Source organism: Desulfomicrobium baculatum DSM 4028, assembly GCF_000023225.1.
GTDB lineage: Bacteria > Desulfobacterota > Desulfovibrionia > Desulfovibrionales > Desulfomicrobiaceae > Desulfomicrobium > Desulfomicrobium baculatum.
Genome location: NC_013173.1, coordinates 3,035,848 through 3,053,701, shown reverse-complemented (window position 1 = coordinate 3,053,701; position 17,854 = coordinate 3,035,848). Strand labels below are relative to the sequence as shown.

12 protein-coding genes are annotated in these 17,854 nt (G+C 59.0%); 11 read left to right on the top strand and 1 reads right to left on the bottom strand.

Annotation, left to right across the window (positions count from 1 at the left end):
• Nucleotides 1–15: 15 nt before the first annotated feature.
• Complete coding sequence (locus DBAC_RS13320; protein WP_167320944.1) at nucleotides 16–2,253, bottom strand: bifunctional diguanylate cyclase/phosphodiesterase; 2,238 nt, start codon at nucleotides 2,251–2,253, stop codon at nucleotides 16–18.
• 282 nt (nucleotides 2,254–2,535) lie between these two features.
• On the opposite strand from DBAC_RS13320, the gene DBAC_RS13315 reads away from it, so the two are divergent.
• The 11 genes from DBAC_RS13315 (at nucleotide 2,536) to DBAC_RS18060 (ending at nucleotide 17,837) form a co-directional block, all read left to right on the top strand.
• Nucleotides 2,536–3,231, top strand: a complete 696-nt coding sequence (locus tag DBAC_RS13315) for a response regulator (RefSeq protein WP_015774828.1) — start codon at nucleotides 2,536–2,538, stop codon at nucleotides 3,229–3,231.
• 8 nt (nucleotides 3,232–3,239) lie between these two features.
• Nucleotides 3,240–5,048 (top strand): ATP-binding protein, encoded by a 1,809-nt coding sequence (locus DBAC_RS13310; RefSeq protein WP_015774827.1) that lies wholly within the window; start codon nucleotides 3,240–3,242, stop codon nucleotides 5,046–5,048.
• Between the two features lie 2 nt (nucleotides 5,049–5,050).
• Nucleotides 5,051–5,812 (top strand): phosphate ABC transporter ATP-binding protein PstB, encoded by a 762-nt coding sequence (gene pstB, locus DBAC_RS13305; protein ID WP_015774826.1) that lies wholly within the window; start codon nucleotides 5,051–5,053, stop codon nucleotides 5,810–5,812.
• A gap of 51 nt (nucleotides 5,813–5,863) precedes the next feature.
• Nucleotides 5,864–6,532 carry a phosphate signaling complex protein PhoU gene (gene phoU, locus DBAC_RS13300; RefSeq protein ID WP_015774825.1) on the top strand — a complete coding sequence of 223 codons (669 nt, stop codon included), beginning with the start codon at nucleotides 5,864–5,866 and terminating at the stop codon, nucleotides 6,530–6,532.
• A gap of 124 nt (nucleotides 6,533–6,656) precedes the next feature.
• A complete protein-coding gene (locus DBAC_RS13295; RefSeq protein WP_015774824.1) occupies nucleotides 6,657–7,952 on the top strand; it encodes a hypothetical protein in 1,296 nt (431 codons plus the stop codon).
• A gap of 8 nt (nucleotides 7,953–7,960) precedes the next feature.
• Nucleotides 7,961–8,716: an MlaA family lipoprotein gene (locus DBAC_RS13290; protein ID WP_015774823.1), complete on the top strand. Its 756-nt coding sequence runs from the start codon at nucleotides 7,961–7,963 to the stop codon at nucleotides 8,714–8,716.
• A gap of 299 nt (nucleotides 8,717–9,015) precedes the next feature.
• Nucleotides 9,016–10,758, top strand: coding sequence for a YeiH family protein (locus DBAC_RS13285; protein ID WP_015774822.1), 1,743 nt, complete (start codon nucleotides 9,016–9,018; stop codon nucleotides 10,756–10,758).
• Between the two features lie 54 nt (nucleotides 10,759–10,812).
• Nucleotides 10,813–11,046, top strand: coding sequence for a hypothetical protein (locus tag DBAC_RS13280; protein WP_015774821.1), 234 nt, complete (start codon nucleotides 10,813–10,815; stop codon nucleotides 11,044–11,046).
• A gap of 199 nt (nucleotides 11,047–11,245) precedes the next feature.
• Nucleotides 11,246–13,684, top strand: coding sequence for a c-type heme family protein (locus tag DBAC_RS13275; RefSeq protein WP_015774820.1), 2,439 nt, complete (start codon nucleotides 11,246–11,248; stop codon nucleotides 13,682–13,684).
• On the top strand, nucleotides 13,681–15,129 hold the full coding sequence (locus tag DBAC_RS13270; RefSeq protein WP_015774819.1) for a sigma-54-dependent transcriptional regulator: 1,449 nt from the start codon (nucleotides 13,681–13,683) through the stop codon (nucleotides 15,127–15,129). Before DBAC_RS13275 ends, DBAC_RS13270 begins: the two co-directional genes overlap by 4 nt.
• A 344-nt stretch (nucleotides 15,130–15,473) precedes the next feature.
• Nucleotides 15,474–17,837, top strand: coding sequence for a PAS domain-containing sensor histidine kinase (locus DBAC_RS18060; protein ID WP_167320943.1), 2,364 nt, complete (start codon nucleotides 15,474–15,476; stop codon nucleotides 17,835–17,837).
• Nucleotides 17,838–17,854: the final 17 nt, after the last annotated feature.

The window sequence follows — 17,854 nt, the reverse complement described above, 5'->3', positions numbered from 1 at the left end:
GGGCGGCTGAAGGGTTCAGGCCGCCTGTCCGCATCCGGAGCTGCCACGCCGGTCACGGACATAGACATTGCCGGGCAGGGTCTTGGCGTAGCCCTTGATCTGGGCCGCTTTTTCCCCCAGGGCCTGCAGACTGCACGGAGCCATGCAGTCCACGATGCCGATGGAGACGGAGACAAGCGGGAACTGCTGTTCCTTGCCGTCGCGACCCTTGCCCATGATCCATCCTCTGGCGCGGTCCTGGGTATGGTAGCAGTTCAGGATGAGCCTCTTGAAGCAGCGGGTCACGGCCTGGCAGATGCGTTCCGCCTTTTCCGGATTGACCATGGCCACGAAGTCATCCCCGCCGATGTGGGCCAGAAAGTCTCCGCTGTGCCCATGCCGGGAGATGGCCCAGGTCATGATGCGGCCCAGCAGCAGAATGACAAAGTCGCCGTCCTTGAAGCCGTAGACGTCATTGTACACCTTGAAATTGTCCAGGTCCGCATAAAGCATGCAAAAGGGCTTGGCCCTTCTGAGCCGTGTCTCGATTTCCTTTTCCAGGGCCACGTTGCCCGGAATGCCTGTCAGGGGGTTGGTACCCTTGGCCATCTCGACCTGCACCTGCGCCAGGGTGGTCAGCATCTTCTGCACCGTTACCACGCCCAGAAACTGTCCGCCGCTGGTGACGATGACCTCGTCGTAGGCTTTGAGCATTTCGCGGGTGTTGGCGTCCTTGGCCACGGATTCCACGGGTTCGCGCTCGTCGACGATCATGGGCGTGGTGTCCATGAGCACGGCCACGGGCTTTTCCGCGTACAGCGCGCGCCCGTAAAGAGTGGCCAGGTGCCGGTCCAGGCTGTAGCCCATGACCAGCCCACGGGGTATCCCATCCTCGACGACGACCACGCTTGAGAGCGCCGGATTTGTGGCAAAGATCCGCTGCACTGATTGGACCGGAGTACGCGGGCTGACCGTCAGCGTCTTTTGCACCAGCTGTCCGATGGGGATCGAGCAGGAGAGCCTGCCGAAGTTGTCCGAACGAAGCGGGGTAAGCTCCTTCATGTCCAGCGGGGTCTCGGGTTTGGGGAAATGCGGGCGGCTCAGGTAATACCCCTGGCCGAAATGGACTCCGATCTCCGTCAATGTCCGGGCCTCGCCCTTGGTTTCGATCCCTTCGGCGATGATCTCCGAGCCGATGCGGCCAGCCAGGGTGACCATGGTCTCCATCAGCGCCCTGCGCACAGGGTCCTTGTCCACATCGCGCACCAGCGACATGTCGACCTTGATGAAGTCCGGCTTCAGGGCCGCGACGGTGGACAGGCCCGAGTAGCCCGTTCCGGCATCGTCCACGGCGATCTTGAAACCCTGGCTGCGATAATGGTCCAGGGTTTTGTGAAACGAGGTGAAGTCCTTGATGGAATGGCGTTCGGTGATTTCAAAGACAATATCCTCGGGTCTCAGGCCATGCTTGTCCAGAATTTCAAGGGTCTTGCCGGGCGCGAAGGTCGGGTCGACCACGGTGCGCGGATGAATGTTCAGGAACAGCCGTTGACCTGACGCCAGGGTTCCCACCGTTTCCATGGCCTTGGAACGGCAGGCCTGCTCCAAGGCGAAGAGCTGTCCGAACTGTTCGGCGAAATCAAAGAGGATCGACGGCGACTCGAAATCGGACCCCCGCGGCCCGCGTGCCAATGCTTCCCAGGCCATGACCGCCCCGGTCTTGAAGTCGTAGATGGGCTGGAAGAGCATGCGGATCTGTCCGTTGCGGATGATGGAGCGGAAGGTCGACGAGAGCTTGACCGCTTCAAGATCGATTCCGCCCTGGGCCATGCGTCGCGCATCGCGAATGGCCTCGTGGAAAATCCGCTCCCGCTCGAAAAGTGAGGATTCCGGCAGCATGGCGAATCCCACCTCGATCTCGAATTCCCTGCCGAGGGATGAGATGGTGTGCTTTCTGAGTATGGCCTGCAGCTTGACCTTGAGGCTGAAGGCCTGGTCCATGAGCTGAGAATCCCCGGCCTGTCCCAGACAACGGATAAGCACCGCCTCGCCGCAAGAGATTCGTAACGCGTGCCTGGCGTTGAGCATAGGACTGCCCGGATCGTGCTGGTTCAATGCGTTGATCAGCAGGTTCTCCAACTCTTCGGCGACATGGTCTCCGTAGAGTTCCCGGCAGAGCCCGAAGTCTTTGAGACGAAATATGAAAATGCTCAGCCAATTATGGGCGTGCAGGAATTTTTTGAGTTCGAAAATCGGTGGGGTTGCGGCGTGCATGATTTCTGCTTGAGAGTGGGACATATTTTCCTCGGATGGATGAAATACGAGTCATTTAATTGGTACAATTTAAGTTAGATGCTCTTTGTCCGGCAGATGCGACATTTTGGCGACAGTTTCGCGACAAGACCGAGGCGATGTGATTGAGTCCCTTTGGGGCGAATGTTACAGGAAATTCATATGGGTGTCACAATGCTGTCACACGACCCCTGTAGCCCATGTTGGGTACGAAGGGGCTGATGCCGAAAGTGACGCGGCTCTTTTCGTGAACAAGGGGGAAACATGGCTCACAAGATTGTCGTCATCGAAGACGAACCCGATATTGCCAACCTGCTGGCCTTTCATCTGAAATCCGGGGGCTACGACTGTTTCGTGGCCCGGGACGGTAAAAAGGGGCTGCAACTGGTTCAGAGCGAACGTCCGGACCTGGTGCTTCTTGACCTCATGCTGCCCGGCATGAGCGGCACGGATGTGTGCAAGGCGGTCAAGGGCAGCCCTGAATGCGCTCACATACCAATCATTATGCTCACCGCCCGGGGTGACGAAGTCGACCGCATTCTTGGTTTCGAGCTTGGCGCGGACGATTATGTCATCAAGCCTTTCAGCCCCCGGGAGCTGATGCTGCGCATCAAGACGGTCCTGCGACGCAACGTGAATATCCTGCCCAAGGTCGCGCACTGGCAGCGCGACGGGCTGGCGGCCGATTTCGAGGCCTATACGCTTTTGGTCGACGGCGTGGACGCGCATCTGACCCCCACGGAGTTCAATCTCTTCGGCGAATTCGTGCGCAACGAAGGCAAGGTGCTCTCCCGGGAGCAGCTCTTAAGCAACGCCTGGGGCTATGAATTCGAAGGCTATTCGCGCACCGTGGATACCCATGTACGCAGGCTGCGCAAGAAGCTCGGACCCTATGCCGACTGGCTGGAGACTGTCCGGGGCATCGGGTATCGCATGAAACGTGAAAACCAGGTCGATTAGGGCAGAGCATGACCACTACGACGATTTCCTTGCGGCTGCGGCTGTTTCTGGCCTTTGGGGTCATTTTGTTTTTGGCGCTGGGCGTGCCTGCCTACTATCTGCACCAGAATCTCGGGCAGACCAGCGAGCGCGAGGCCCGCGATGGCGCGGTGCGCGACCTGCGTTCCGTCGAATGGATGCTGTCTTCCGGCTCTTTTCACGACCTTGAACAGGTCAACGAGGCCCTGCGCGAACTGGCCGCGCGCATGGACATACGCATCACGTTCATGACTCTTGACGGCCGGGTGCTGACCGATTCCGGCGTGACGGCGCAGCGGGTGGAGAGCCTGGAGAACCACCTGGGCCGTCCCGAGGTGACCCAGGCCCTGGGCGGGGAGGTCGGGGTCGGCCTGCGCTACAGCGACACCCTGGGCCAGGAGCTGCTCTATGCGGCCATGCGTACGCAGGCGAGCGGGGTCCTGCCGGAGGGTGTCGTGCGCATCGCGCGTCCCCAGAGCCAGATCCGCAAGAGCCTGGACCGCCTCTACGGGCAGGCTGGCTGGGTTTACGGGCTCGGCGTGGTTTTTGCCTTCGGGCTGGTTTCCCTGACTTCGCGCCAGGTCGGCCGCGCCATCGCGAGCGTGGCCCAGGCCGCCGCCGACATCGGCCAGGGCGAACCGGGCAAGCGCATTCGTTTTTCCCCGAGCACGGAGCTCACCCCGCTGGTTGTGGCCTTCAACAACATGGTCGAGCGCATCGAGTCCAACATGCAGACCATCGTCAAGCAGAAGATGGAGTCCGAAGCCGTGTTGAACGGAATGAAGGCCGGACTCATCGTTCTTGACGGCAACGGGCGAATCTTGCGCGGCAACTACGCCGCCCAGGAGATTTTTCCCGGCCTGTCGACCTTTGCGGGCCACAAGCCCATGGAGCTGTCACTGCTCCAGGATCTGCAGGACGCCTGCGACGCAGCGCTGAAAAAACGCCTGGAAGGGGATTTTTCCCAGGTCGGCGTGATGGTGTCCCTGGCCGGCGGCAGGAATTTCGATGTCTCCATCGTGCCTATCAAGGGCGACGCCGAGCTCGGCGTGATCATGGTTTTTCACGACATCACCGAGATCAAGCGCGTGGAACAGATCCGTCGTGATTTTGTGGCCAACGTGTCGCACGAGCTGCGTACACCGCTGACATCGATCAAGGGCTATGCCGAAACGTTGGTGGGCATCGACAAATACGACCCCGAGCAGACGCGTTCATTTCTGGAGGTCATTCTGCGCAACGCCAACCACATGAACACCATGCTTGACGAGCTGCTGCAGCTTTCGCGCCTGGAACATGGCAAACTGCGCCTTGACCTGGTCTCGGTCGAACCGGCTTCGGCGGTGTATTCGGCCTGGAAAAGCTGTCACCCATTGAGCAAGAACATCGAGTTCACAAGCGAACTGGACGCCTCCACCCCTGCGGTGCGGGCCAATTTCGAGCAGTTGGTTCAGGTTTTTCGCAATGTCTTTGAAAACGCCATCAAATATGTGCCCGAGGAGACTGCCGTCATCCGTGTCCACGGACATACGAGCGGACCGGAGCTGGTTGTTTTTATCGAGGACAACGGGCCGGGCATTCCGGCCGAAGACCAGACCCGGATTTTTGAACGGTTCTACCGTGTGGAAAAAGACCGCAACAGCTCCATCGGCGGCACGGGCCTTGGCCTGGCTATCAGTAGGCACATCATGGCCAACCACGGAGGGCGGATCACGGTACAGAGCCCTGTGCCCGAAACCGGGATCGGATCCCGCTTCATCATTACCTTGCCCCTGGCCGGGCAGATCTCAGAGGAATAGACATGACAGAAACGGTCAAGATTTCGTCCAGAAATCTCAACTTTTATTATTCGGACTTTCACGCGCTGCAGGATATCTCCTTTGATATGCTGCAGCATCAGGCCACGGCCCTGATCGGGCCTTCGGGCTGCGGCAAGTCGACGTTCTTGCGTTGCATAAATCGCATGAACGATCTCATAGCCGGCACCCGGATCGAGGGGGCTTTGACCATGGACGGTCAGGATCTGAACGATTCTTCCCATGACGTGGTCGTGCTCCGGCGCAGGGTGGGCATGGTCTTTCAGAAACCCAACCCCTTCCCCAAGAGCATCTACGAGAACGTGGCCTATGGACTGCGGGTCAACGGCGTCAAGGACCGCGAGTTCATCGACGCACGGGTGGAGGAAAGCCTGAAGCTTGCCGCCCTGTGGGATGAGGTCAAGGACCGCATGGACCAGTCGGGCCTCAGCCTCTCCGGCGGTCAGCAACAGCGCCTGTGCATCGCCCGGGCCATGGCCGTGGAGCCCGAGGTCCTGCTCATGGACGAGCCCGCCTCGGCGCTGGATCCCATCGCCACCCAGAAGATCGAGGAACTCATCCACGATCTCAAAAACAAGTTCACCATCGTCATTGTCACGCATTCCATGCAGCAGGCCGCCCGCGTCTCCGATCGGACCGCCTTTTTCTACATGGGCCGGCTCATCGAGGTCGGCCCGACAGACAAGCTGTTCACAAGGCCGGAGAACAAGCAGACCGAGGACTACATAACCGGACGTTTCGGTTGATGCCTTTATGTTCTCATGACCGGTCCGCCAAATATTTAAAGGAAGTGAAAGATGTATACGCATTTGCATGAAGAAATCGAAACGTTGAAGCTCAAAGTGCTGAAGATGGTGTCCCTGACCGAGGATGCGGTCCAGAAATCGATCCAGGCCTATGTGAACAAGGATTTGTATTTGGCCGAGGAGGTTCAGGACGGGGACGTGGACGTCAATCGTCTGGAAGTGGAGATCGACGAACTTGCCTTGAGGCTCCTGGCCCTGGAACAGCCCGTGGCCGGGGATCTGCGCTTTATTTTGGGGTGCATGCGCATCAGCGTCGACCTTGAGCGCATCGCCGACGAAGCCGTGAACATCGCCGAGCGGTCCATCATGCTCAGTTCGCGGCCGCCGCTGCCTTTTCATCAGGACGTGCTGGAAATGGGCAACAAGGCCCTGGCCATGCTGCGGCACGCGGCCCAGGCGTTCTCCTCCGGCAACGTGGAGGCGGCCTTGCAGGTCTGCCATCTGGACAACGAGGTCGATGTGCTGAACCACAAGAACATGCGCCAGGTCATAGAATACATGATCCACGAGACCCCGGCCATCGAGCGTTCCGTGCACACCATCATTCTCATCCGTCGGCTGGAACGCATCGGGGACCTGGCCACCAATATCGCCGAATCCGTCGTGTTCATCGCCAAGGGCGTGAATATCAAACACAAACTGTATTTTGACGAGCGCTGAGCTTTTTATTCATACAACTCTCAAAGGGCGCCTGCGGGCGCTCTTTTCATTTGCGGCGCAAAAACTTGCGCTTATATCTGCAACTGGCTAGTGAACCCCGATACATCATCGTGGAGGATTGCGCATGCATCGCGCCCTGTTATTAAGCCTGCTTGTTCTGGCCGCCTTCGCGCCGGCCAATGCCTATGAATATCCGTTCAAGAACCCTTATGTGGCCACGGTCATGGGCACTCCGCCCGAAGACCGGTTTGCGCTGGACTCTCTGCGTCCCGCCTCGCTGCGCGATCTCAACCCCTTGAGCGATCTGGGGGCGGTGCGCGCCCGCGAGTTCCTGCTGCATGACCGCCCGGTGCCCAGTATCCTCTGGTATGACGACACCCTGCAGTACTCCGTGGCCCTGCAGCGCAAGGTCGCGCCGCTGCTGTTCATCATCGCCGGGACAGGCTCTTCCTACGACTCGGGCAATTGCCGCTTTTTGCAGGCGGTCTTTCATCGCGCCGGGTACCACGTGGTCAGTCTGTCCTCGCCGACGTACCCGAACTTTGTGGTCAGCGCGTCCACGACCCAGGTTCCCGGTTTCATTCCCCATGATGTGGCCGACCTGTACCAGAGCATGGACGCCATCGTGAACGAAATCGGCCGCGACAGGATCTCCTCCTACAATCTGACCGGCTACAGCCTCGGCGGCACGCAGTCCGCCTTTCTGGCGGAGCTGGATACGCGCGAGAAGCGTTTCGGGTTCGACAAGGTGATGCTGCTCAATCCGGCGGTGAGCCTTTTGACCTCCGCCACCATCCTTGACCACCTGCTTTCCGACAATGTGGTCGACCGGACCGAGGCCGCACGTGTCGTGGCCGATCTGGTCTCTGACCTGTCGGCGGCCTATCGCAGCAGCGACGAGGTCAATTTCGGCGACGAATTTCTTTTTGCGCTGCATGGGAGCAGCTCCATTTCCGAGAAGGAGCTCAAGATCCTCATCGGCGTGGCCTTTCGCGTCTCTCTGGCGTCCATGGTCTTTACCAGCGATGTCTGCACGGGAGCCGGTTATATTTCCCCCCGAGGCCACGTCATTGAGAAGGACGAATCCCTGTCGCCCTATCTGGATGCGGCCGTGGGCGTGAGTTTCGAGGATTATGTGGACGAGTACCTCATGCCATTCCTGGCCTTCGCCGACCCGGCCATGACCCGGGAACGGGCCGTGGCGGCCAGCAGCCTTGAGTCCATCGCCCCCTTTCTGCGCGAGTCCGCGAACATCGCGGTCATGACCAATGCGGACGACCCCATTCTGACCCCAGGCAACTTCAGTTTCCTGGAACAAACGTTCAAAGACCGCCTGACGCTCTATCCGGCAGGGGGACACTGCGGCAATCTGAGTTATCGGGACAACGTCGCGGCCATGCTCGATTTTTTCCGCAAGTGAGACACATCATGCGTATATTCCTACTCTGCCTCATCCTTCTCGTCTCCGCCGGATGCGCCACCAACGGACAGCATCAGCCCGGGCCTTTTCAGGCTCCCGTGCATCGCGGCCTGCCGGAGGATCCCACCCTGGAGCGGCATTTCCTGGTGCATGACCCCTGGGAAGGGTTCAACCGCAACATGTACCATTTCAACGCGCAGCTGGACCGCTATGTCTATCTGCCGGTGGTCAGAACCTACGAAGCGATCCTGCCCGATAGCGTGCAGCAGGGCGTTTCGAATATTTTCAGCAACTTGAAAGAAATACCGATCTTTGTGAACTCTGTCCTGCAAGGCAAGGCCAAGAAGGCTTCGGTCTCGCTCGGCCGCTTTGTCTTCAACACGACCATTGGCCTGGGCGGGATTATCGATGTGCTCGGCAACGGGGGCATCCCGCAGGAAGACGAGGATTTTGGACAGACCCTGGGCGTCTGGGGCGTTCCGGCCGGTCCGTATCTGGTGCTCCCTGTGCTCGGGCCTTCCGGGGTGCGCGATACGGGAGGCGTGTTCGTGGACGCGGCCATGACCTTGAATCCGTCGTATGGTCTCTTCCAGGACATGAGTTGGTTCGCGCGCGAGTCCGCGACCACCGGCGTATATGTGCTCAAAGCCGTGGATGCGCGTCATCAGGTCAAGTTTCGCTACTACGAGACAGGGAGTCCTTTCGAGTACCAGTTGGTGCGCTTCATCTACTCCAAGAAACGCGAGCTCGACATCGAGAAGTAGACCTCTTTTGGCTGTTGCAAAGGCGTGACGGTTCCTGCGGGCCGGTCGCGCCTTTTTTTTGGGGGAGCCTGGGGGCGCGATCAAGCGACACGTTTGTAATTTTGGCGTAGAACGAGATGCAAACTCGTGTTTGCACTGTAAACGCGACATTGCATTTGTGACGGACTCGATTTTTCTAATAATTTGAAATAAATAATGTTTATTTTCTTTGTGATTGTGGCAGGTCTTTTGCTTTGTCTTTGTCGTCAAAATAATGGGCGAGAGAACGCTTCATAATCATCGAGGAGGAAGAAAAAAACATGGCTCAGGAAAGCAACGTAGTTGTCGATCACGGTAAAAGTCAGTGGTCGGATTTGTGGAAGAAAGAGGACTATCTGGCCATTTGGCTTGGCTTCATCATCATCGCCGTGTCCATTCTGGCGTACACCACGTTTGGCCCCAAGGCGGAGTTCGCCGAAAAAATCAGCGGGTTGAGCCAGGTTCAGCAGGCTGAATTGGACAAGGCTCCGTTCAAGACCATCGCCTGGCACAAAGCCCAGGACGACAAGGGCAAGCTCAAGGGCACCAGCACGCCTTTCGGCAAGTTTGTCTCCCACTGGGTTACCAAGCCCGGTTCCTGGAAGTCCAATCCCCTTGATGCGGTGATCCGGACCGAGGCTCAGGCCAAGGCGATGAACGAGAAGGCCATGCCTAAGTACGAAGAGGCCAAGGGCAATCTGGAAATGGCTCTGGCCGCCGCCGTTGCCGCCGAAGGGGCCGCCGCGGGCGCTTCCTTCCAGGACCAGGCTTTGAACGACGAGGCTGCCTCCAAGATTTCCGCCTGGCGCGATGCGCACAAGGCCGCCAGCGATGCCAAGAAAAAAGTCGAAAACAAGCCGTATAACAAAATTCCCAGCCTGATCGGCCTGTGCGTCTTCCTTGCCGCCATCTTCGGCGTCGGCATCGCCATGATGGGCAAGAGCATGCCCGCCTTCATGCAGGGCTTTGTGGTCGTGTTCCTGGTCGCCATCCTGGCCTATCTGCTCGGCGGACAGGCCATCTCCAAGCAGTACGGCTTCGGCGCCGAGGCGTGGGGCGTCGTGCTCGGCATGCTCATCGCCAACACCGTGGGCACGCCCAAATGGGTGCTCCCTGCCTGCGAAGTGGAATTCTTCATCAAAACCGGCCTGGTGCTTCTGGGCGCTGAAGTGCTCTTCAACAAGATCGTGGCCATCGGCATCCCCGGCATCTTCGTGGCCTGGGTGGTCACGCCCATCGTCGTCGTCGTGACCTACACCTTTGGTCAGAGGGTGCTGAAGATGCCCTCCAAGACCCTGAACATCGTCATTTCCGCCGACATGTCCGTGTGCGGCACCTCCGCCGCCATCGCCACGGCAGCCGCCTGCCGGGCCAAGAAGGAAGAGCTTACCCTGTCCATCGGTCTGTCCCTGGTCTTCACCGCCATCATGATGATCGCCATGCCGGCCTTCATCAAGGCTGTCGGCATTCCTGAAGTTCTGGGCGGCGCCTGGATGGGCGGCACCATCGACTCCACCGGCGCGGTAGCCGCTGCCGGCGCGTTCCTGGGCCAGAAGGCCATGTACGTGGCCGCGACCATCAAGATGATCCAGAACGTCATGATCGGTGTCACTGCCTTCTGCGTTGCCGTCTACTGGTGCACCAGGGTTGAGGTTCAGGAAACAGGCCGCAGCGTTGGCGCCGGAGAAATCTGGCATCGCTTCCCCAAGTTCGTACTCGGCTTCATCGGCGCATCCATCATCTTCTCCATCATGGACGCCGGCATGGACAAGGATTTGAGCACCGCGGTGTTGACCAACGGCATCGTCAAGGGTGGCACCACGCTGCTGCGTGACTGGTTCTTCGCCCTGTCCTTCGCGGCCATCGGCCTGTCCACCAACTTCCGCGAGCTGGCCAAGTACTTCAAGGGCGGCAAGCCTCTTATCCTGTACGTTTGCGGCCAGAGCTTCAACTTGGTCTTGACTCTGACCATGGCCTACATCATGTTCTATGTGGTTTTTCCGGAAATCACGGCCAAGATCTAAACAGTATCTCCAAGCCGGGAGGGATTCCCTCCCGGCTCTCAAGGACGCCACGTCATGACGGAAAAAAGTTTGCCGGTACGGCTGAAAAATTTCACTCTTGGTCTGGGTGTGGCCCTGGCCTTCGTCTACCTCTTCCTGCCCCTGTTGACCCACTCCTGCGGTGTTCTGGAGCGCATGTCCGTATATCTGGACAAGAACGGCATCGACCCGAGCCGTTATTACTACACGGACGTGGAGCAGGTTAAGGAAGGGGAAAACTACTTGCGCTTCGCCCTGGAAGAGAAATAGCTACAAAGCGGTCGGCGCTTCATGCGTCAGGCCCGACACGTTTCCGTTTCCTTCCGGGTGTTGATTGGATGGCCGATTCCCGCTGTTTACGATGCGGGCCCTTTTTTGTCTGCTTTCCCGGCTGGTCCAGCCCTGGCGCATCACTGTTCACCCCGCTCATCTTCCCCTGACTGCGGGAAGCATCAATTTCAGGCGAGCCATGCACATCTTCAAGCCATCAAAAATACAGACCAAATTCGTGTCCGGACTTTTGGCGGCTTCCATTTTTTTGGGTATTGTCTTCTCCATAGGCTTTTACCTGCACATGAAAAACGTGCTGGAGGAGGAAGTCCGGGACAAGGCCATGCTCATCTTCGCCCACGTCGATTCCATCCAGCACTACGTGCGCGACGTCCTCCGCCCGGCGATGTACGAGCGCCTGCCGGCCTCGTTTGTGATCGAGGCCATGTCCTCATCCTATATTTCGCGGACCATCATGTCGCCAATCAACGACGATCGAGGTGGCACCATCTATCGACGCGTGGCCATCGACGCCCGCAACCCCGCCTATGAAGCCAACACGCATGAACGGGAGCTGATCCGCTATTTCCGGGCCAATCCCGAACAGGAGCTGTGGCAGGGCTACAAGACCATGGACGGGGAAAGATATTTCCTGAAAGTGCGCTCCGTGCGTTTCGAGGACGGATGCATGTATTGCCATGGCCGCCCCGAGGACGCCCCGCCCGAACTGCTGACCCTTTACGGGGGCCGGGGGTTCGGCAAGGAGGAGAACTCCATCGCCGGAGTCGATTTCGTGGGTATCTCCGTGCAGAGCAGCGTCGGGCGTGTGCAGCAGACCATTCTGACCTATTTCGCATTTTTCGCCTTTGGCGCGCTGCTTTTCTTTTCCGCGACAAATTTTTTGTTTCGGGTCCTGGTGGTCAATAACCTGAAACGGCTCAACAGTGTTTTCAGGCGCAACGTGGTCGATGCCGAAGGCTCTGAACTCCTGCACCGGCTGGAGCAGGGCGACGAGATCGAGGAGCTGGTCGACGGCATGGAACAGATGGGAAATCATCTCTTCGAGGTCCGGCGGCAGCTGCAGGATTATGCGGAGAATCTGCGCAAGATGGTCGATGAGCGCACCGAGGCCCTCTCTCACGAGGCCGAAGCCCGGCAGGCGGACGTGCATCTTTTTGTGCGCCTGCTGGAGGACATGCGCCGCAGCGGCTCTCGTTCCGAGCTCTGGAGTCTGGCCCTGCCCCAGATCTGCACCCGTTTCGGGGCGCGCAGTATCGCCTATGTCTGCACCATGGTCTCCCGGAATTATTATGTCTGGCCGGAATCGTCGCCCAGTCCGGAGCTGCCGGAGAACATGGTGGAGGTCTTGACCGGCAGTGCCTGCCTGCAATCGGGGGCCAGGGTTTTCGTGCCGGTCGAGTCGAGCTCCGGCAATGCCGAGGGCATTCTCTGCCTCTACTGGGACACCGAAGCCGAGGCCGCACGGCATGACCAGCGGGTGCTCACGGCGCTCGGGCGTCAGCTAGGCACAGCGGCGGAAAATCTGACGGCCATCGACAGCCTGCTCCGGCAGATGAACGTGCTTGAGACCATAGTCGAAGGCATCACCGATCCGCTGGCGCTCATGGATGCGAACTGCGCCGTGCTGACCGTGAACCAGGCCGCCCGTCAGTTGACCTCGGAATTGACGGACGGCGAACGCACGGACGGTAATATGCTGGCCATCTTTTTCGATCCGCAGTCCCAGCGGTGTCCGATGGGTGAAGCCATCCGCAGAGGAACCCCGGATCTGCGCGAAGTCGAACTGCCCGCGGGCAGATCCTTTTCGCTTTCGATGTACCCGGTGCGAAGTTCCGACGGACAGACGGACCGCGTGGTCGTCTACGTGCGCGAGACGACCATGGAGAAACGCATGCGCTCCCAGGTTTGGCATTCGGAGAAGATGGCCACGGTGGGCAAACTCACGGCGGGCCTGGCGCATGAGATCAACAACCCGCTCGGGGTCATCCTCTGCTACGCAGGACTGCTGCGACAGACGATCTCCGATCCGCAGCAGGCATCCGACCTGAACATTATCGAGCGTCACACCAGACAGGCGCAGAGGGTGCTGCAGGAACTTCTCAACTTTGCCCGCCCCAAGGCCGCAGGGTCCGGCACGGCCGATGCCTGCAGCGTGGCGGTTTCCGTTTCCGAAGTTTTTTCCGTGCAGGCCGCCAAAAAGAGAGCGCGCCTGAGCGTGGATCATCCTGCGGAGCCCTTGCTGGTGCGCATGGGCATCGGTGAGCTGGAGCAGGTCCTGAGCAATCTGGTCATCAACGCCCTTGACGCGGTCGGCGAGGAGGATGGAGAGATCGTGGTGCGGGTCGCGCCCATGGACGGGCGGGTGGCCATTGTGGTGGAAGATAACGGGCCGGGTGTCTCGGCGGCGGATGCGCCGCATATTTTCGACCCCTTTTATTCGACCAAGGCCATCGGCGCCGGTACCGGATTGGGCCTGGCCGTGGTCTACGGCATGGCCAGGGATGTGGGCGGAGAGGTCCGCGTGGAGCATTCGGACCTGGGCGGGGCGCGTTTTGTGGTGCTCCTGCCGTCCGTGACCAATCCGGAGTCGGATACAACGCAGCTGAGGAAAGAATGAGCATGGATGTCATAGGTTCGCCCCGCACTGTCGCTGGGGCCCGGGTCGTCATTGTCGACGATGAGGTGGATTTCGCGCGTGGTCTGGCCAGACTTGTCGGCGGACATTTTCCTGACCTGGACGTGGTGGCCGTGCACAGCGCAAAAGAAGCCCTCCTCGCCCTGTCCGCCAAATCGGCGCAGCTCATGATCACGGATTTGCGCATGCCTGAAATGACCGGGCTGCAGCTTCTGTCCCAGGCGCTCGGCCTGCAGCCGGATCTGAGCATGGTCGTGCTCACGGCCTATGGAACCATCGAGACCGCGGTGGAGGCCCTGAGGGCCGGGGCCTATGATTTTCTGACCAAGCCCATCGAGCCGGAACAGCTTTTTCGCGTGGTGGAGAAAGGACTGGAGCGGAGCAGGCTGCTCGAAGAAAACAATCGTCTGCGTCAGATCCTGGCCAGCAAGGAATGCGGCGGGGAGCTGGTCGGGGAAGGCGCGGCCATGCGGCAACTCAAGCGCACCATCGCGGCCGTGGCCCAGTCCGAGTACACGGTGCTGGTCAGGGGCGAATCGGGCACCGGCAAGGAGCTGGTGGCCCGCATGGTGCATCATCTTGGCGTGCGCGCTTCCCGGCCCTTTCTGGCGGTGAACTGTCCGTCCATTCCCGAAAACCTGCTGGAGAGCGAACTCTTCGGTCACGTCAAGGGCGCCTTCACCGGGGCCGACCGTGACCACAAGGGCCTTTTCGCGGCGGCCGACAAGGGCACCATCCATCTGGACGAAATCGGTGATATTTCCCCGGCAGTGCAGACCAAGCTGCTGCGGGTCATGCAGGACGGGGAGGTTCGGCCCGTCGGCTCGAACAAGTCTTTGCGGGTGAATGTGCGCGTGGTCGCTTCCACCAACCAGGATCTCGAAGCCCTCATGCAGGCCAAGACCTTTCGCGAAGACCTGTACTATCGTCTGAATGTATTGACCGTCACCCTGCCGCCCCTGCGCGAAAGGGCCGAGGACATCCCCCTGCTGGCCGGGCATTTTTTCCGGGCGGCCTGCCGCGAAATGGGGCTGGCCGAAAAAGAGGTCGACCCCGAGGTCATGCACTGGATGGCCGCCCACCCCTGGCCCGGCAACGTGCGCGAGTTGCAGAATTTCGTGCGCCGGCTGACCGTCTTTGCCACCACGGAGCGGGTGGACATGAATCTGCTGCGCATGGTGCAGCAGGGCGGATGCCTGCCCGTGCCCATGGGAGGGGACATGAACGGCGGCGGGACTGCGCTTGGGCCGTACAAGGTTGCCAAGGCCGAGGCGGTGGCGGTCTTCACCCAATCCTACGTAAATGAACTCCTGGCCCAGACCAAGGGCAACGTGTCCGAAGCCGCCCGCGTCTCAGGCCTGTCCCGCGTGGCCGTGCAGAAAATCCTCTCGCGCATGGGCGAAAGCGCGGCGCGATTTCGGGACTGACGGACTCGCTCCGCCCCTTCCTTTTTGTCTTGCCGATGGTCTCAGTCGCTATTTCGCCGTTTTCTTCGTTCGCATCATCGTGTATGTGTAACCATCTCAAAACATGAAATTCTCTTTACCGGCGGACCGACACGAATCGTGTTGTTCGTGCCGGCACGGTTTTCGTCTGATCCTTCAATTATGTTTTGAGATTGGAGGATTCGCCTGTGAACGCGATGAACGCGGTTTCCCCGCCTGCCCTGCTTTTTGACGCCGTTCTTCCTGTTTTCCTTGCCGTGCTTACGCTATTTTGCGCGACCGCGCTTTTGATTGTCCGCACCCGTTTGCGGTCAACCAGGAATGCGTTGGACACGCGAACTCGTGAACTGCTGTCCGCCCATGAGAAAATTGAGGTTCTGTCACGCGAGAAACGTGAATTCGAGGAGAAGTTTCAAGCCATTTTCGATAATTCACCATATTCCATCGCCTTCAATCGACTCGATGGTACGTATGCGGATGTCAACAAAGCATTTTTGTCCCGTTGGGGGCTCTCGCGTGAAGAGGTGCTCAGTCTTTCGGCGGCGGAACTCGCTGCGGGAGTTGAGGACGAAAGACAACGCTTCAGGGACATGCTTGAACGGGACGGCCGTTTCAGCAACATGGAAACGCAGATGGTCAGACCTGACGGAAATGTGAGGCACCTGCTGTTCTCTTCAGCCATGGTTTCCGCCGGGGGGCAGGCCAGCATTTTATCCACTGCCGTGGACGTCACCTCGCTCAAAGAGGCGGAAAAGGACATCAAACGCTGGCGGGAAAAATTCGATCTGACCACGGCGGCCGCCAGGCTGACCTTTTATGAATATGATGTGGAAAATGACGTTCTCACCTGGAGTGGGAGCATGCTGGATGTGCTGGGGTATGACCCGGAGGCGATGAAGGGTAACCTCAGTGTTTGGACGGAGTTGCTTCATCCAGAGGATGCAGACAGAGCAATAGCTCTTTTCGAAGAGGCGTTGTCGCAACAGAAAAGGTATGTCATCGAGTACCGTCTGCGGCGCAAGGATGGAACGTACGCCGATGTTTTTGAATATGGGCGAATGTTTGCCAGAACGCAGGATGCGCCGCGGCGGGTGCTCGGAATCATACAGGATGTGTCCGAGGCAAAGCGTACGGAAAGGGCTTTGCTGCAAAGCGAGGAGAAGTACCGGGATATTTTCAATAACGCACCCATAGGGATTTTCCGTACCAGCTTCACGGGGCGCTTTCTGGAAGCCAACCCCACCCTCGCCCATATGCTGGGATACCGGGACAGGAACGATCTTCTTGCCTCGGTGGGGAATCTGGAGACGGATCTCTACCCGTATCCCTCCACCCGCCAGGAGCTTATTGAATCGTTGCTCGTTTCGCCGCAAGGAGTCCGCCGGGACATCGAGTTCAAGCGCAAGGATGGGGCTCCTTTTTACGCCGTCATCAACGCGTCCTTGCAATTCGACGAATCCGGCCGTCCCGCCTATCTCGACGGTACCATTGAGGACATCACCATCCGCAAGGCCGCCGAGGACATGTTGCGGCAGTCCGAGGAAAAGTTCGCGAGCATATTTCGGCTCTCGCCGGACGCCATCGTGCTTTTTGAGATGGATACGCAGCGCATTCAGGACGTCAACGATGCCTTTGTCGCTCTTTTCGGATTTTCCCGTGAGGAGGTTCTGGGCAAGACGTCTCTTGAACTCGGGCTCTATCAGTCTCCTGCCTTGAGAGATCGTCTGTATGCGTTGATGAATGAACACCAAATAATCAGGGACTTTGAGTTCGCAGCCTACAGGAAAGACGGGGAAGAGATTCTCTGCCTGCTTTCATGCCAAGTCATAGGCATCAATGGCAGGTCACTCGTTTTTGCCGTGCTTCGCGATCTGCGGGAGATGAAGCGCATGCAGCAGTTCATGATCCAGACGGAGAAGATGCAGTCTCTGGGTGGATTAGCGGCGGGGATGGCGCACGAGATTAATAATCCCCTGGGCATCATCGTGCAGGGCGTGCAGAATATCGTGCGCAGGCTCGATCCGTACTTGGGGCCCAACATCGAGGCGGCCAAACGGTACGAGTTGGACTTGCATCGGCTGTCCATGTTTCTCGAAGAACGCAACATTTTTCGCTATCTCCAGGGAATTCGCGACGCGGGCGAGCGCGCTGCAGCTATCGTGGCAAGCATGTTGTCCTTCAGTCGGCGCAGCGAACGGACGTTTTCCTCCAATGACGTGAATGCTATCGCGTCCAAGGCCCTTGAGTTGGCGGGCAAGGATTTTGATTTAAAGAAGCATTATGATTTCAGAAGATTGAATATTGTCCGGGAGTATGATCCCGATTTGCCGCTGGTGCCCTGCGTCGGCACGGAAATCGAACAGGTGCTCTTGAACCTTGTGCGCAATGCCGCCCAGGCCATGGTCCGGGCCGGAACGGAGAACCCGACGCTGACCCTGCGCACAAGAAAGATGCGGGATTGGGCGGTGATCGAGGTGGAGGACAACGGGCCGGGCATTCCCAGAAAGGACCTCTCCCGCATATTCGAACCGTTCTTCACCACCAAGAAGGTCGGGGAAGGGACGGGGCTCGGGCTTTCGGTGTCCTACTTCATCATCACCAACAATCATCACGGGCATCTCACCGCGACGACGTGCGAGGGGCGGGGAAGCAAGTTCATCGTTTCGCTGCCGTTGAACCCGGGCGCGTGAGCGGAAACTTTTCAAGC

What these genes read in the sequence shown, in the direction of transcription:
- DBAC_RS13275 (WP_015774820.1), top strand. Translation starts at nt 11,246, where the DNA reads ATGCACATCTTCAAGCCATCAAAAATACAGACCAAATTCGTGTCCGGA.
- pstB (WP_015774826.1), top strand. Translation starts at nt 5,051, where the DNA reads ATGACAGAAACGGTCAAGATTTCGTCCAGAAATCTCAACTTTTATTAT.
- DBAC_RS13290 (WP_015774823.1), top strand. Translation starts at nt 7,961, where the DNA reads ATGCGTATATTCCTACTCTGCCTCATCCTTCTCGTCTCCGCCGGATGC.
- DBAC_RS13320 (WP_167320944.1), bottom strand. Translation starts at nt 2,253, where the DNA reads ATGCACGCCGCAACCCCACCGATTTTCGAACTCAAAAAATTCCTGCAC.
- DBAC_RS13285 (WP_015774822.1), top strand. Translation starts at nt 9,016, where the DNA reads ATGGCTCAGGAAAGCAACGTAGTTGTCGATCACGGTAAAAGTCAGTGG.
- DBAC_RS13280 (WP_015774821.1), top strand. Translation starts at nt 10,813, where the DNA reads ATGACGGAAAAAAGTTTGCCGGTACGGCTGAAAAATTTCACTCTTGGT.
- DBAC_RS13295 (WP_015774824.1), top strand. Translation starts at nt 6,657, where the DNA reads ATGCATCGCGCCCTGTTATTAAGCCTGCTTGTTCTGGCCGCCTTCGCG.
- phoU (WP_015774825.1), top strand. Translation starts at nt 5,864, where the DNA reads ATGTATACGCATTTGCATGAAGAAATCGAAACGTTGAAGCTCAAAGTG.
- DBAC_RS13315 (WP_015774828.1), top strand. Translation starts at nt 2,536, where the DNA reads ATGGCTCACAAGATTGTCGTCATCGAAGACGAACCCGATATTGCCAAC.
- DBAC_RS13310 (WP_015774827.1), top strand. Translation starts at nt 3,240, where the DNA reads ATGACCACTACGACGATTTCCTTGCGGCTGCGGCTGTTTCTGGCCTTT.
- DBAC_RS13270 (WP_015774819.1), top strand. Translation starts at nt 13,681, where the DNA reads ATGAGCATGGATGTCATAGGTTCGCCCCGCACTGTCGCTGGGGCCCGG.